Genomic DNA, 18,512 nt, shown 5'->3' with positions numbered 1-18,512 from the left:
TGGTTTAACTATTAAAAAAAACCTAACCCAATTACTTCTTAATTAACTTGTAAACACTTGATTCTGAATCATGGTAAATCTCCAGCAGATAAATACCATTCGACAAGTCATCAATATTGACTGTGTGCTTTTGTGATGCACCCCAGTTAAACTCCTTCTCCTTAACCAGTGTTCCTGCGGCATTCATGATACGAATACGAACTGATTCCACATTAGCTGAACACTTAATATTAATAACCGAAGAGGCCGGATTTGGATAAATTTCCCATTGTGCAGCATCCATGTCATCAAACCCGGTACGGTGTATCACTTTCACATTGAATACGTGCTCAGTAAGTGCATTATGAATATCCGTTGCCATTACTGTAACAGCAATCCCTTGTTCACTCACCATCAGTGGCTCCAGCTTTAGTTTGTTGCCTGACAGGAATACGTCGAGGATTGATAAATCAGCACTATACACCTCATAGCTTACTGCTTCGCCATCCGGATCGGTGAAGTACGCATCCAGATCAAAATCAACCACCCCGTTCTCCCACACCATTTGCATATCATCAAGCATGGTTGTCATTTCAGGTGCACGGTTTACATTAATAACTTCTACTGGTATCTCCAGTATGCTGGCATTATTGTGAACATCTGTACCTGTAATAGAAATCACATTAACTCCCGCTGAAACATAATCGGGCGAGTAAGTCACTGTTATCGTATTCTCTGCGACAGCTAAGGTAACCATCTCATTGGCTTCCGTCAGTTCAAAAGTACAGGCATCACCTTCGTAGTCGCTTGCTGTAACATCAAAACTTATGGATGCGTTTTCTTCAACAGACAACACAGCATCCGGGTCAATGGTAAATGATGGTCCCTGGTTCAATCTCAGGTACATTGAGCGATCAACCATCGGACTCACAGGGTCATTCGACTCTACTATCAGCTTCGCATAATTATCAGCATCCATCACTCCTGCCGCGTTGAAATCCATCTCAACATTCAGCGACTGTCCCGCCTCTACAATACCAGTTAACGGCGAAGTAATGCGTACCCACGAAGCTGAGACATGCTCTTTTTCAAGCGCTTTAATCATCCAGGCATATCCTGCCAGGCTTTCAATGTCAGTTACATCCAGCCAGCCTTCATCGGTTGGGAAGAAGAAACGGCCTGCCACTGGTTCCTCCACTGTGGCTGTCCCCTGCGGATATGCAATACCCAACTGGTAAGCAATCGCAATATAGAATTTCTCATTCGGATAGAACTGCTGTGGCTCATCCAACTCGATGGTAACAAAACCGCCACCTTCAACAGCTTCTTCAACGCTATGTGTGTAGGTTTGCTCAGTTAGTAACTTTGCATCATCAAACCCGGTACCACCAGCCAATACATATACTGTCATATCAGATGTTAATACCTCACCAGGCGCATACCATGTTTTAATATGCGACAACTTAAACCCTTCGGCTGGTGCACTGAAAACAATACCCGGCATAAAGGCCTGTCCTTCGCCATAACCGGTAAAAATATCGGCAGCAGCATTTGTATCATATTCAAGTGTGGTATCAAAAGCTTCATTGCTCTGGGCATATGCACTCACCACAGGCACACTATTTTCTACTGACTGCAACTGCGCCATTGGAGTCACACGACTATATACAACAGCTGCAGGTTCGCCTGTCCGGTTGTAATCAATCGACAAACGATATTCAAGCGGCCCCTGCCCATTCACATTCGATAAGGTTAAACTACCTGTTTCTGTATGTGCCTTCGTGTTGGCCAGAATATTAATGTCGGCTCCTTCGATAATAGCAGCCGGTGCTTTAGATACGCTTGCTGTAACAGGGATTAGCACTTGTCCTTCAGGCAAATCAGTATCGAGCACTAAGTTGGTATTGATGGTTGCTACGTCGCCACCAGGCGTTAAAGCTACCCTGAATTTCATTGATGTACCAGGAGTTATCTCAACCCAGCGCGCGTACTGGATATCCTGCCAATACATAGGGGCTCCAGGGAAACGACTGGAGTACACCTGACCGGCTAACTCTGTTGCATCTTCGAAGAAGATTGAGTACAGGAGTAACGATTTAGTGCCTGGGTTGGCTACTTCAAATTCCTTATAGTAACTCACCGGATTGAGCTGCCCATAATTATCTTCCGTTTCATAGGCCATTACTTCGCCAAACTCCAACGTTGCTGGCGCTTCAATAGCTGCCTGACCAATAACATCCAGATTTACAGGAATACTAATCTTTGGCTGATCCGGTGTATTATTAATGATATTAAGCTGTCCGCCATACCAGTTTTCATTGAGCGCCACTGCATCCAATGCAATATCAAATGTTACAGCACTATTTGCCGGTACCACACGCTTTTCTGCTGGTGATAATACCACGGCCAGTTGGTCTTTTAAGTAAGTTTGATAACCAGCCACAAGCACTCCGTCATCACCGGCTGCATTTTCTAAGCCTACAATACCCAGGTGGTACCATGTATCCATACCTCCGGCCTTGTACTGGTATTTGATAACACCACTGGTATATATAATGGCCTGGAAACTATAGTTTGATCCCAATCCATACTTATCGAAGCACTCGTTCCACTGAACCACAATGCGGTCTTCATACAATTTGTGGTATACACCCGACACCAGGGCTTCTTCAGCATTTCTATCGTAGTTATGAATGCCGAAATATGGTGCTATCAAGCTATTGGGCTCTGTTGTATTCGGGAAAATATCAGGACCAATGTATGGTGGGTTAATTCGCGGCTCAACAGTTGTTATAAGGCCTTGCCAGCTAATCCATAGTTTATTTGTTGGCTGATTATAGAGCTTTATTTCGAAAGGCAACTCTACTTCTCTCCAAAGCTGCTGATGCTCCGAATACCATGACATAGGTGTTCTGACACCATCTTTCACAATGTCATCCCAATCGAAGACAATCCCACTTTCCCACTCATCGGATGTAGCAAAGCTATAAGCGAATTCAGGTAGCGACAGTGGCGCCACTGTCTCCTGCTCATATACCCAATCATTTCCACTAATCAACAACTCAAGGTCGCTATTACCATTATTGGTAATGGTCAACGGACGTACCACTTTTTGTCCGGCATCCAGCACTTCATAAAACTCGGTTACATCCACCTCTATTTGAGGTGCATCCAGCACTTCACCAGTACATGCAACATTAAAGACCGTACCATCTGCGCAGGTAATGGTCAGTTCATCGCTTAAAGTAGCAACAGCATCAGTTACCATACTCACTTTGATGTATTCTGATGTTTTTGCCTTCAGCACTTTAGGGTAAGTCGTTTCGATGGCAAAACCTGCTCCTGCAAAGGTTGCAGACGTTATCTCAACATCTTTATTTCCACTATTTACCAGGGTAACAATCTGCTCTGCAACTGCACCAGTAAAGACCTGTCCGAAATTCACATTCGTCCGATCAATGGTTGGCTCAGCTACCCCTCCGGCGTTTACATTTACTTTCACTGTAAAAGGCGTAGCTTCGGCAAATGGGTCGTTACTTAAGATGGATATATGCTGATATAGCTGGCCTTCGTTCACAGCAGATGTATTAATGTCGACCGTTATCACTTCTGATTCACCTGGTGCTATGTAACCAGATGTTTTAGACAAGGCTTCCACTAATTTTGTACCAGGATATTTTACCTTAAAAATAGTCTCGTTGCTGGTTAAGACACCATAGCGATCGTAACCAAATTGAAAATCAGCTCCACTAATGCGGAATTCATCATCATACGCCGGATTAGCAATACCTATCAAGGCCTCATTAGTATCCCAATGGGACATATTCTCGATGTCTTTGAAGCGAAAATCAATATCGCCGTTATTGAAAAGTACAATCTGGAATGTTCCCGATTCATAAATACTCCAGGCCTCTTCAAAGAAGACATCAGTATACTGCACAATCACCCTGTCACCATACTTTTTATAGTGGATGGAACCCCGACGATTAATATCAAAAGGCCAGCCTAATATTGATATAGCACCTTTAGGCGAACAGCGCGGGTCAAAGTTGGGCGGCGAACAATTGCCAAATGGTCCATTCTTGTCTAAGGTTAAAATCCCGTTTCGGGTAATATACAAACGCTCAATCTTATCGTCATAGAATGGAAACTGAAAACCTAGCTCCAACTCTTTATAGGTATAATTCGGATGTACATCCTTGAAATAATCAGATACATCAACACCAGTAGTTGTAATATCCTCCCACTCGAAAGGCACCGCTACATTTCCGTTGTTATTAGTCTCATAGGTATAACCAAACTTATGACGCAAACTATCCTGACGTGTCAAAGGCTGATTATCATAGGCGGCTATTTTATAATTTAACGGGTATTCGCCCACATTGGCAATGCTGAATGTGGTGGTAGTTGTTTCGCCAATGGCCATATCTGCTAATACTTGCTCAGCTGGGGTAACTTCTATTTTAGCCGGATTAACACCCACGCCAAACAGTCGTATATCATGCGTATGACCTTTTTGATCGGTCAGTGACAAAATCGCATTGTTGTTACCGGCCCCGTTAGGTGTGTATTTAACCGTAATATAGCCATAATCGCGTGCATTAATGGAGTAATCATTGGTAACTACTTCAAAAGTCGCATCAGAAACACTTGTTGATATACCAAAGAAGTTACCATATCCAAAATTAGTAACCGGGATAATCAGTGTTTTGGAAGTACCATTAAACACACTACCATAATCAATTACATCAAGATTACGTAAGTCGGGCTGCTGCTCCGAAACATTTAAACTAATGCCTAATCGTGATTCTTTCTCATCGCTATCGTTCGATTTAACCAGAATATTGGCATTATAGTTTCCGTTAATTAAAGTAGTACCATCTACATTCAGGTTCACTTCCTGAGATTGATTTGGTTCAACACTTCCTGATGCAGGTGTTAATGTAATGTACTCTCCCAGGTATTTATTATTACTTACTGCAACAGTTGACCAGGTATAAAAGTCATCAATCAGGCTACTCAATGGGTGCCATGTATTTCCCATATCAAAGCTCATGAAGCTATAATCTGAATAAGAAGGATCCAGTTCTACCTGGGCACCTAAACAGTAGGTATTACCCACCGGCACATGCAGCACTACCCAGAAAGTCTGTCCATAGCTGAAATACAATTGCTCCATCAACTGCACATTCATATCATAAGGATCTGGCGAATAACTTTCCACCTCCTGCGCCATTATGAGCTGAGCATTGTCCAGCGTTTCTCCTTCATATATCTCCATCACCATAGGACCTGTCTCTGGATCATGGCGTACATACATCTCAACATTTGTTAAGTTGAATCCATCTTTTCGATCTACGAAAAATTTCATGGCCGATGAATTCGTCAACGTTACATCTCCTTCGCCGATAATGTAAATATTACCATCAGCAAATCGTATCTCATCCTTAAAACCTGTCAGTTCAACGGCGCTTAAAGCTGATACCTCTGATTGATTTGTACGAGAAGGTACCTTTCGAACATTGTAAGAGGACTTACCTGCCAAAGTGTTGGCTACCGGATAATTGATATTGAGGGCATTAAAATCAAGGTTATGTGACTTATGACGCATCACGCCTTCCCATTTTAACAATCCTTCATCATGGTTTTCAATAACAAAGCTGCCGGTATTATCGGTAAAGCTATTGGCCTGATTCAATTCGTAACTGATCGGTGCTGTTGGTATATTAATATCGGGTCCGGCATTGGTTGTGCCTGAAACATTGGCCGATAATGCCGACTTATTGGCCCATCGGTCCATCGAACGAATGGCAAAATAATAGGTAGTAAGCGGTTCGAGACCTGTTACCTCAAACTGCTTTAAAGTCCCTGCTGCATCAATATTATTAATACTAACCAACTTAGCCTCAGCAATATTACTTTCCGTCACCTGTTCTGTATGATAGAATAGCTGGAAATTAGAAGGATAACCATCATCACTATCAGCTGGTACACTCCATGTCAGAGTCGCGAAATCCTGTGCAATTCCGGCGAGTGCTAAATCAGTAACATTGTCGGGTGTAACACCTTCATTTTTCTTTAATACCATGGCGGCATCAATGTACCCCACCCCTAATTTGCCTGCAAAGTCTGGGTTATATTGATCAATATCGTGAGTTGAGCTCTCCAGGTATAAACGTAATTCGTCAGCTGTAAAATTCGGCCCTCCATGTTCAGATACCGCCAAAGCTGCGATTCCCGACACATGCGGACAAGCCATAGAAGTACCTTGCATATAGGCGTATGAGTTATTGGGCGCCGTACTTAACACGCCTGCTACCTGGCTCACCATTTGGTCACCGCCAGGTGCTGCAATATCTACCCATGTTCCATAGTTAGAATAATGCGCTATGGTATTATCAGGACCAAGAGCTGCCACACAGAATGTTTTGTCATAGTAACCCGGATACATTTCGGCATCTACAAAATCGTTACCGGCTGCAAAAATGACGATACCCCCCTTCATGGGGCTACCTTCGTACATCCCGGCTTCAGCAATAAAATAATCGATGGCCGCTAATACTGTTTGTTCAACAACTCCGGCTGATTTATAACCCCATGAGTTTTGAGAAATAACAGCACCATTATCAGCACCATATACAATGGCTGATGCGAATCCACCAGCTCCGCCGGCCGAAGTAAATACCTGCGACGACATTAGACGTGCGCCATCACCGTTACCTGTTCCTCCGGCTACCCCGGCTACTCCAATACCATTGTTATTTACTGCCGCCACTGTACCAGCTACATGAGTTCCATGGTCGTGCGCAGTAATTGAACCTGTTGCATCAGCAAAGTTAAATCCATATATATCATCCACATAACCATTGCCATCGTCGTCCTGACCGGCTGTACCATTCAGCTCAGCCTGGTTCACCCACAGGTTATCTTTCAGGTCGGCATGTTCTGTATCAATACCACCATCAACCACGCTTACAATAACGTTAGGTTGACCGGCCTGTGTTTTCCAGGCCTCGTAAACATTAATATCGGCTTCAGGAATGCTTGGAGTAAGCGTACCGGTATTTTCATAGTGCCACTGCTCAGCCAAAAACTGATCGTCAAATGGCGCATTGGCTGTGCTTTTTAACGATGAACCATTATAAGGTACTGCCTCGCCTTTGATATGCACTTTCTGGTAAACAGGTTCTGCTATTTCCACTTCGGCACTCGCCTTATAAGCTGCAACCGCCTCCAATGGATTAACGGTGTTATCAAAACGCACCTCATACCACAAATCCAATCCATGCCTGCGATGCTTTGCATCGTGCTTTGCTGAATAAGGGAATACACGCTTCATGTTTGATGCCTGCACTTGCTGACTGGCCGCATCAAAGGCTTCAATACCGGTTGATAGTACACCGGCTTGTTTGGTCGACTTCAGACTTTTAAGTGTTGTGGAAAGCTCGCGCTTGAACTTTACCCTTACAACACCATCGTGCATACTTGCATTAGGCACTTGTGCTGCAAGACTGCCAAGCAGCAGTATCAAGCAAAGCCCTGTAAGCATGACTTGTTTCATTTGTAATAACTTCATCATAGATTTTTATTTATACAATAAATGTGATTATTGGCACCCTCGGATAATTATCCTTCAGGCATTATTTGGATTTCGTTAGTTTATGAGCGTTAGCTTCACGCTTGGCATTAATGGCATCCAATATTTTTTTCAATGCCTCACTTTCTAATCGTTTCTTGGCAATTAGCTTCTCAATCTCTTTATCTTTCTTATCGTTCATACTCCTTGTGTCAGCTGATGATTGACTCTGATTTTTACATGACGACAAGTTTATGATATATGAAAACAGGAGGTGATATTGGAGTCCACTTAATACAACTACAAACACTGATAAATAAACACTCAGGAGCTTTTTTGTACTACCTCAACGGCACTACAAAAATCAGCATCAATTTAATTACCTGCACATTACACTCCGCAAGCCAATGGCACACATCGTATTACTCCCTTTAATATTCAAGACCAGAATTGCTTGTTTTCGTTGCCTTTTAAGGGCCCTTTATCCAGAGGCATTTACAAACGACGAAACTTAATGAGGCATATTCAGAATAGAATCAGATTGACAGAGTGCCTTTAGTTTATTTTATAAATTAGCAATAGTATGAATGTATTTCTCACATCAGGAATTGCATAGCTATTCACATTTAGAAAGTAGGATAACCTGCCATGTATTAATGATAAACTAATAACCCGGGTTCGACGTAAAATTTTGAACCGGGGTTAATACATGATACGTCCACCTGAAGATTGAGATGATCATGAATCGATGCAGTCAGATTCATAAGCGATCAAATCAACTAATATAGAGTCTGATAATAATTGGTCCAACAATGGATAAGACATCTTCAGATGTCTACCGTTGAGTTACTGAAATAACCTACAAATCCATTAAAAAATTAACCAGGTTAACCTCTTTGTTGGTCAAGCGCATTTTTTTGCGAATGCGGGTACGAGCTACTTCAATACTCTTCACACTTTGCCTGGTAATGGCAGAGATCTCTTTACTCGTCATATTTAGTTTTAGAAAAGTACAAATTTTAATCTCACCAGGGGTCAGGTCAGGGGCATGCTCTTTAAGTTTCTTAAAGTAATCATCATGCACCTGTTGGAAGCGTATTTCAAATTCTTCCCACATATCCTCTTTGGCACCTTCCTGTATATCCAGTATTATTTTCTGAATAGCGTTGTGATTTTCTGCCTTCATTTTCTTTTTGATCTGGAGTAATCGCTCAGATACATTATTAAGCAGCTCATTCTTTTTTAGCAGATATAACACTGATGAAGCCAGCTCCTTATCCTTGACTACAATATCCTGGTTACGCATTTCCAGATCCTTCTCAAGGTTCTCATTTTCGAGCCTGACGCGTTTTGCCCTATTCTGTGTTAAACGATACAATAATATGGAGATAATTAAGCCGAGTAGTAAGACTGAAATAACCAATATGTAACGAAAATTCCTTTTTTGCTGCTCAGCTTCTTTTACTTTTTGCTCCTTTTCATACTCATACTTAATCTGAAGCTCAGTTTGTTTTTTTATGGAACTTTCATTTATCAGGCTATCATTTAAGGCTTTATATTGCTTATACGTATCAAGTGCCAGGTCTAATTCACCTTTATTCTCGTATATGGTTGACATATTTTGCAGCGCTGTCAGCCGTGTGAGCATGGCACCTGCCCGGTGAGCCAGTTCAAGGCCTTGTCTGGCTGCGGCATAAGCATCATCTGTTTGATTAAGCATCAGATAGTACGTGGCCAGGTTATTGTAGGATTTGGCCATTCCATTCAGATCATTAATTTTTTGGCGGCACTTTAACGAGTTGGTCAGATATTCGTATGCAACCTCCCATTCCCTGGCTTCCAAAGATACTTTTCCCAGGTTATTGTATATAGTTCCTAGTGCCTGGTAATCCTCTTTTTCAGTAGCCAGTTTAAGTGCCTTCTGATAGTATTTAATAGCTGTGGCGGTATCATTTTTTTCATCATAGATATTGGCCATGCTATTATAAAGCGTATGCACACTTTGCATGGCATCCGATTTATCGGCTGCATTATTATATACATACAGTGCCTTCTCATAATAACTTAAAGCTTGATCGTAGTCGGCAAGCCTATCGAACAACACCCCCATATTATGATATAAAGTAAAAAGCAGGGTCTCATCATTTAGCCGCTCAACTATTTCAAGACCTGCCAGGTAGTGCTTGAGTGCATTACTTTTATCGCCTCTGAACACAAGTGCATCTCCCACTTTCTGGTATGAGATAGCAATTAACCTGTCATCTTTCAGTTCTTTGGCCAGTGTCAAGGCTTCTTCGGAGTATCGGTAAGCCTGCCTCAAATCATCTGCCCAATAATAGTCAGATAATTCCCAAAGCGTTTTTACCTTATTACTATCTTGTTTTGCATAGTTAAGCTGGACATTCAGGCTATCGAGCAGCAGAACATCTTGTCCCAGTACATTCGTTGATAAAATAGCAACAATGCATAATAGTTGAATACGCATAAAGCTTATTGAGATTTTATATTCATGTTCAAATTCCCCATGGCATAGAAAGCAATGCCAATACCTTGACGTATTTTTAATTAAATGGTTGCGTTTTAAATATTTTTTAAAGGATGAACTTAATTCGGTCCCTTTAGTTCAACTGCATATGACCTTTGCCCTCCAATCTATATTTCAAGGTTAATTCTGAGGTAAAAAGAGTTTCATTAATAGCATCTACAAACAAAAAATTGAGACAGGCTTAAAACCTGCCTCAATAATATACCTACCTATATAACCTACTCTACAGTTACATTAAACTTATAAGTCGAATAATTCAGGGCTTTGTCAAACACAGTAAACTCCAACATGTATTCGCCTGACATAATTTCAAAAGGAATAGCCTCTCCAAACACCTGGTAGGCAGAGAGCTCACTGGTTTTACCTGTGAGTTCAACAGATTCACTTGCTAACCAGGGATCATTATAGCCCTTTAAGCTTTTTAGAGAACTAATGGAAATATCGACATGCGACAGTTCATCATTATCCTCAAATACTGCGTTACAAATGAGTGATTGCCCACGCACATATTTCGTTGCCTCTACTGGTGACGAAAAACTGGCCATCGGTGCTGTTGTATCGGCCGGATCATCCTTTGAGCAACTCACCATCAACAAGAAGCAGGTTGCTAAAGTGCATATCAGGTAGAAATAAAAGATATATAACTTCATAATACTATTTGTTTTTCAAGTTGTAGTTATCGACTGGTTGCAAACAGACAGTCACAACCAGTCGAAGAAAAATAACTAACTCACATTTATTGCTTAATCACTTTAAATACAAATGTCTGCTGACCTTCGATCAACTCAACAAAATAAACTCCCGGACTAAGCTTATCAAGTGTTATTGTATGCTCACTTTGCATCAAGGCATTAACCACCTCATTGGCAACTACATTACCAGATACATTCAATAACCTCACCTGCACATCAGTTGTGACATCAGCTCCCCATGACACAGTTACATGATAGGTTGCCGGATTTGGATAAAGCATCCAACGGTTATTGAGGCTATCATCAATACCGGTACGGTTACGAACAGTTACAGTAAACTCATGTGTAACAATAGCACCGTGCGGATCGGCAGCTGTTATTGACACAAGCGATTGTCCAATCGTTAATGGATTAAGCATAATTCGATTATCAGCAACAAATACCTCAATGACAGCATTATCACTATTAATCAGCTCGAAGCTTAGTCGTTCATTATCCGGATCGCCAATAAAATCATTCAGGTTTAATGCCACTACACCGTTTTCCATGATGACATCCTGCTCACCAATTTCCTTTGATACAACTGGTGCCCTGTTATTGTTGATAACATTAACAGTCATAGGTAAGGTAGCAGAATTATTAAAGGCATCAGTGGCCTCTATACTAAACTGATAAACACCTGCCGCTTCGTAACCAGGCTCTATGGTAAGTGCTAACTTGTTGCCCTCAATAACCTGCGAAGTGATGAATTCCGGCATCTGGTTTGGCAGCCAGTCAAAATCATTCCCCTCATGATCAATACCAGCTATCTCAAGTTGCATCACCTCATTTTCAATTACCGACACCTTATCATCAGGGCTGATAATTTCGGGTGCACGGTTACGCAACATGTGCAAGTTGATTTTATCCATGGAATTAAACGGGTCGTTTGAGCTAATGGTAGCCACTGCGCGGTTATCACCATTATCCGCATATATAGCACTGAATAAAAAGTCAAGATCAACGGACTGTCCGGCAGGCACAGTCCCCTGCATTTGATTTTGCAATTCTACCCAAAGGCCTGTTTTATATTCCGCTTCAATGGCTGTTGTCATCCACCCTTTGGTGGCAAAATCTGTACCGCCCAGGTCATACCAGACATCAGCAGCATTGTAGGCAAAGCGGCCATCAACAGTTTCGCCTATCTCTACAATTCCTTGTGGATATTTAACTGCTGTTGGATATTTAAAGACCACAAAAAATGGTTCATTTGGATAGAAAATCTGCGTCTGTGTTAACTCAAAGGTGAGCATCTTTCCAATAAAATCAGCTTCTTCAATGGTATGCTGAAAGTCCTCCGTATAGATCACCTCGCATTGAGAGATATATTGAGAACCAGCCAATATATCAACAGTGATTTTTGAATCCAGCCATTCTTCAGGTGTATACCAGGTTTGAACATGAGTCAGGTTAAAGCCATTCTCTGGTGCCATATAGCGAGTAGCAACACCAAACTGATAGCTGCCTCCAAGTCCCAGCTTTGATTCTGGTTCGGTAGCATCTGAATAGCTTAGAATTCGATTGTATTCGTCGGCATTATGGGCATTAGGCGCTATGATTGATTGCTCATGGGTACTTTGTATCAATGCAGGCTTGTCTCCTTCATTAGTTGCCAATGGCGACACAGCTGAAGATGTAACCGCGTTGCGCTCATAGTCCATCTTAATGGTATATGCCAGATCAGATTTTCCCTGTGTGTTATCCAATACTACGGTATGGGTTTCCACTACGTGCTCATCTTCGGCATATACAGTAACTAAATCGCTACCAGCCGACATCACCGGCGGTAAAACCGGATTGGCCGTAAAGGCAATCTCAATATCTGGCATTTCTGCCATGTCAGTATTAATTACCAGAATATCTGACAATGGCAACAATGCAGTACCTTCTGCATTTAATGTCTCGTCTGGCATATAGTTGGCCTTTAGCTTCAGCGATGACATTGGCTCAACATAAATAGGCACCATACTACCTGTCTGCCAATCATATTGAGGCAAATAGAAGATATCAACCCATTGCAGTATTGGCTCACCCCATCCTGAAGATGCAAATGTATAGGCCTGGATTTTATCATAGGTTGAATTCTCTTGTATCATTTTACTCACCTTCGACAGGTCAAACCCAAGAATCTCGAACCGCTTGGTTCCTTCATTCTTAATCTCAATCTCAATCTCATAAGCTTTAAATGGCGGTTCATACCATTGTGCATTAGGCTGCTCAATCACCATTGGCGAACCAAAATCAACTGATGATGGTGCAACAGGCAATGCCTCACCGGTTACATTGAAAGTAACGGGTATATCAAATCTACCTGTTCCGGGTGTATTATTAAGTACTCCTAAATTAGTAGTATAAGTACCTGCAAATAACTCAGCGGCATTTAATGTTGCCACAAAATCCATTGAAGAACCAGGGGCAATTACATGCTTTTCAACTGGTGTAAACACAACAGCTAAATCATCATGGATACGACTATCTTCATAGGCTGAATAAACCACTGCCTCTGTTCCGTCTGCATTCTCCAATCCAGCTTGCGAATAACTGGCCACATGAGTTACCCAGGCATTGTGCCATTCATACTGCAACTTAATATTACCATTGGCATACAGTATAATCTGACACGATGTAGGATCGCTCATGCCAAAACCATCAACCATCATGTGGTACTGCACAATCAGCTTATCGTCAGCCACCTGGTAATAGATGCCTGCATCCTCGAAGAATTCCATATTTGGTCCGGTCAGCCCCCACAAAGCTGCTACAAGATTGTCAGGTTCGTTGGCGCTTGGCATTAAATCACCACCAAACCAGTAATCCTCAGTGTACTCATTAAAACTTAATACTCCATTGCCACCAACATAAACAGACGAGTAAGCCTGACCATAGAAATTAAACTCAAATGGCAATTGAATCGTTTCAACCCAGTATTGATTATATATCGTTTCTTTAGGAATTGCTACCCCTGTTTCCACAATATCAACCCAATTGTAGTCAGGGCCATTTTCCTCGTCACTCGTGCTTATGAAATAAGTGAAATCTTTTATTTCACTCATTGGAGCCACCTTCTTATCAATCGTCAACCAATCGCCACCCACTGCTGCTACATTAAGGTCATTGCCACCGGTATTTGCAATGTTGAATGGCACAGTAACCTGGTTCCCGGCAGCTATTGTTTCATTAATCGAAGAGATAGACACTTCCATCACAGGTGCCTCAATCACCTCTCCGGTAACAGCAACAGTTAGTTCATCTCCTTCACTGGTTGTAATAACAACATTGGCATTAAATACGCCTAATTCACTGGTATTAAATGTAACAACATAAGGTAATTTACGACCAGGTGTTATTTCTTGTGGCGTCACTCCGTCAATGGTAAACTTCACATCGCTTGATACAACTGAATTAATGCTGGATGTAGCGCGGCCATTATTAATTACCCAGACAGGCTGATTAACAACTGCTCCCTGAAATACCTGACCAAAATTAATAGCTGCCTGACTCACCTCTACATTAGGAAGTCCGCCTCCTGTAATATTCATGTCAATGGTGAAAATACCAGGGTTATTCAGGGGATCATTACTAAGTACCGATAATTTTTCAAGATGACGCTCTACATTAAGCACGTCAGTTGATGCTTTGAAAGCTAATGTTACCGATTCTCCAACCTGTATTTTTCCTTGTGGGTTGGTTAGTTCTGTAACCAGTCCCAAACCGGGATTAACAAAACGAATCACCGTTTGATCGCTTACTACAAAATCAGGTGAATCAATATCTGTAATAAAATACCCATCGCTTTGGAGCTGATCTTCAATGGCAATAAACGATTGCGACAATGTTCCGGCATCAAGCCCATCCAATGTATTATAAATGAATTCAATGTTTCCATTATTATAGATGACAATCTGGAATGATTGTTCGTGCATCAAGCTTTCACCAGACCACCAGTCGAAGCTTTCCCACACAACCTTATCGTACTGAACAACAAACTTATCGCCAAAACTTTGATAGTAAATAGCACCTCCTTTACTCAAATCATAGTGGCGCCCCATTACTGAAATAAAACGATCAGGACAATCGGCCAGTTTAAAACTTGGTGGCCACACATTAAATGAACTGTTCTGGTCAAAGGTAACCATACCCCAGTTGGTAATATACAGGCTATTCTCACGCTTCCCGAAGAATGGGAACTCAAAATCCAACTCAACAGGATAGTAAAAGAAATCACGGGTACGATCATAATCCTCAACTTTTGTTCCCGTATTGGATATATCTGTCCAAACATAAGGCGGATTGGGTAATAATCCTCCCTCATTTATTTGTGCTGCATAACCAAACAAATGTGTTTTTTCGTCAACCGTAACTGTTTGGTCGCTTTCAACAAATGCCGGCAAAAAATATTCTAACGGATATTTACCAGTGTTAGTAATAGTGAACTCGCCCTGAACCTCATCACCAATAGTTAGATTATCATATGTTATAGTGGCCGGACTGATTTCCATTACCGGAGGTTCGGCAGCTACACCAAACAGGTTGAAGGTGTATTCATGACCATTATAATTGTAAATGCGTGCAACCGCATTAGCGTTGCCGGCTGCAGAAGGCTCAAAAACCACATTAAACTGAACACCTGATTTTGCCGCTATCTTTCCCAAATAGTTGGACTTTACTTTAAAATCCGGATTGTCAATCTCAAGATAGGCCGATGAGAAATTCCCTAAACCAATATTATCAATAGTTACCGGTATTACTTTAGCATTACCCAAAATAACACTTCCGCAATCAATAATACTTTCACTTTGTAAATTAAATGGATGCCCGCTTAAGTTAACGCTTGTTGGCACACGCAACATCGAAGAGTCTGTTTCATTGGTGTATACCACAATATTAGAACGGTAGGTTCCATTCACTAACTGCGACATATCCACACTTACATCCACAGTAGAAACCTCGTCGGCCAGAGTCTCCCCGGATGATGGTGTAAGACTTAAATATTGCTGCTCTGGTTTTAACTTGCTGATTGGCGTAAATGCCCAAACCACCAGATTATTATAATAAAGGTCTTCGAAACGAGCCCACGACTTACCCCCGTTTAAACTCATGTAACACATTTCTGACAATTCGGGCTGTAACTCAACACCAGCACCCAGAGGATAACGGTTGCCCGATGGTACATGCACCACTATCCAGAAATGGGTCCCATAAGGGAAAAACAATTGCTCTTCAAGCTGAATATTTGTAAATCCATATTCACTGGCTTCGTCAATCTCTTGAGCATACAGCAACTTCGAGTCCAATAAATCAGATCCTTCGCGTACTTCAAGAATCATCGGTCCCCTTGCTGGATCGTTGCGAAGTAAGGCTTCAACATGGGTCATGTTAAATCCTTCTTGCCGTGAAGCAAAGAAACGAATGGCAGCAGAGTTGGTATATGAAGTATCTTCCTCTCCTATATAATACATACTCCTCCAGGTATCAAAGTACCGGATGTGATCAGTTGTTGTGGTTTGGCTATAGGTGCTGATGGGCATATCTTTGCCTGCCACATAAATCTGGATATTAGCTTGCTTACCTAAAGCCAACTGCTTAAGATTTGGGTAACGCAGATTGTTTGCAAAGCTATAAGCGTCGATGCTCGAAACATGATGATTCTCTGTCATCCAGCGCAATAAACCTTCTCCTTTATTCAGAATATTAAAATTCATAGACGCCAAAGCAGAAGTAGTGACGTCAACATCAAAATGCAAACTCTTTGTTGTCGGATCAATCTGAGCATCCGGGCCTGCATTGGTAGTTGCGGTTAATAGATTTGAGAAATCGGAATAGTTCCCCCAACGGTCGATACTTCTTACAGTAAAATGATATTCTGTTAAGGCCTCCAAACCGGGTACTTCAATACTCACTTTTTCACCCGGTTCATTTTCGTTGCGCAATTGTATGCTACGAGCGTACTCCAAAGTACTATGGGTAATGGTTTCTTTCGAATAAAGAACTTCAAACTCCCATGGTTTAGCATCATCATTGTCAACCGGCACGCTCCATTCTAACACAGCAAAATCCTGAGCAAGACCAGACATTGCAAGGTCTGAAATAGCATCAGGCATATTGCCCTTATTGTTTTTTAAAGCGAGCGCAGCATCAATAGCACCATTACCAAGTTTGCCAATATAGGGCGTGTTGCCTTCAAGTTCGTAAATATCATTTACTGCTGTTAAAAGATGCCTCTTCAGGTCTTTATTGGTAAAACTCTCGTTGCCATATTTGGATACTACCAAAGCAGCAATACCTGAAACATGCGGACAAGCCATAGAGGTTCCGTCCATATAGCCGTAAGTATTACCGGCATAACAACTCAGCACACCGTTTGAATAACCAGCTTGAGCTTGATTATCCGTCATATTAGCATCATCACCAGTATCACCACCAGGTGCTGCCAGGTCAACCCATGTTCCATAATTGGAATAGGATGCTTTCTCATTGCTCGAACCAAGTGCAGATACTGCAATGACTTCGTCGTAATAACCAGGATAAAATTGGCCATCGTAATTATCGTTACCAGCTGCAAAAATAACAACACCCCCCTTCATAGGGCTACCTGCATAGGAACCGGCCTCCTTAATGAAATAATCAATGGCATCTAAAATGGCTTGCTCAATATAACCTGGTTGATTGTATCCCCAGCTATTTTGTGAAATAACAGCACCATTATCAGCTGCATAAACAAATGAATTGGGTAAATTTCCCTGACTTACACCACCAAGTATCTGGCAACTCATAATTCGTGCTCCATCATTATTACCCGTTCCACCGGCTACACCAGCTACGCCTATACCATTATTATTGACAGCTCCTACTGTACCAGCCACATGCGATCCATGATGCCCCGGAGCAATGTCTCCCATATTATCGGCAAAGTTAAAACCATAAATGTCGTCCTTAAAGCCATTGCCATCGTCATCCACATTGGGTTCGCCATTTAGCTCAGCTTCATTTACCCACATAGCGTCTTTTAAATCTTCATGTTTAACATCAACACCTTCATCGTGTATTGATACAATCACATTATTTGAACCCGCTGTAACCTTCCAGGCCTCAAAAGCATTCATATCAGCACCTGACATTCCATTTGTCTGACCTGTATTATTATAATGCCATTGCATTGGCAGATACGGGTCATTAAAAGGCATCGAAGCAGCTGCTTTCAATTGCTGACTCTTCTCAATTGTTTTACTGTTCATGGGGTGAATAAGACTCACCTCCCGAATAGGTTCGCAGACCTCAACAGACGCTAAGGCACTGTAGGCCTGTATCGCATTTAGTGTTGAAGCTTCGTTGGCAATGCTGACCTCATACCAAAGATGTAAGCCATACTTTTGATGTTTGGCTTCAAACTTTGGTGAAAGCGGAAATATCCGTTGCATTTTAACAGCCGAAAAACGTGCGTTTAACAGGTCTATATCACTAACACCTGTTGTTACAACCGGCTGCCCGCCTTGGATATTAAGCTGCACACCTTCAGCCAACTGAGGCTTAAGTTTTACTCTGAACGCTCCTTGCAGAACGCCATTCTCATAGTTCTGTGCCTTTGTACTCAAACTTAGTAACAAAGCCAGAACAATCACACCAAGGTGATAAGAGAATACATGTAGATTTTTCTTCATGTTCTGTAGTTTAAATTAATACT

At 41.8% G+C, this 18,512-nt stretch carries 5 protein-coding genes; all 5 read right to left on the bottom strand.

The features are described 5' to 3' along the window. Positions 1-31: 31 nt before the first annotated feature. The 5 genes from KEM09_RS02065 to KEM09_RS02045 all read right to left on the bottom strand — a co-directional run bounded on the left by KEM09_RS02065 (position 32) and on the right by KEM09_RS02045 (position 18,489). Positions 32-7,558 carry a S8 family serine peptidase gene (locus tag KEM09_RS02065; RefSeq protein WP_212224683.1) on the bottom strand — a complete coding sequence of 2,509 codons (7,527 nt, stop codon included), beginning with the start codon at positions 7,556-7,558 and terminating at the stop codon, positions 32-34. A 61-nt stretch (positions 7,559-7,619) separates the two neighbouring features. Beyond that, the gene (locus tag KEM09_RS02060) at positions 7,620-7,757 is read right to left on the bottom strand and encodes a hypothetical protein (protein ID WP_212224681.1); all 138 of its coding nucleotides are present in this window, start codon (positions 7,755-7,757) and stop codon (positions 7,620-7,622) included. A gap of 657 nt (positions 7,758-8,414) precedes the next feature. Beyond that, positions 8,415-10,040: a tetratricopeptide repeat protein gene (locus tag KEM09_RS02055; RefSeq protein WP_212224679.1), complete on the bottom strand. Its 1,626-nt coding sequence runs from the start codon at positions 10,038-10,040 to the stop codon at positions 8,415-8,417. A 278-nt stretch (positions 10,041-10,318) separates the two neighbouring features. Beyond that, positions 10,319-10,750, bottom strand: a complete 432-nt coding sequence (locus KEM09_RS02050) for a DUF4625 domain-containing protein (RefSeq protein WP_212224677.1) — start codon at positions 10,748-10,750, stop codon at positions 10,319-10,321. Between the two features lie 86 nt (positions 10,751-10,836). Next, on the bottom strand, positions 10,837-18,489 hold the full coding sequence (locus KEM09_RS02045; protein WP_212224675.1) for a S8 family serine peptidase: 7,653 nt from the start codon (positions 18,487-18,489) through the stop codon (positions 10,837-10,839). Between the last annotated feature and the right edge of the window lie 23 nt (positions 18,490-18,512).

Origin of the sequence: Carboxylicivirga mesophila (assembly GCF_018271975.1) — a bacterium.
Lineage (GTDB): Bacteria > Bacteroidota > Bacteroidia > Bacteroidales > Marinilabiliaceae > Carboxylicivirga > Carboxylicivirga mesophila.
The sequence above is the reverse complement of the archived record's forward strand: the minus strand, read 5'-3'. Positions and strand labels throughout refer to the sequence as shown.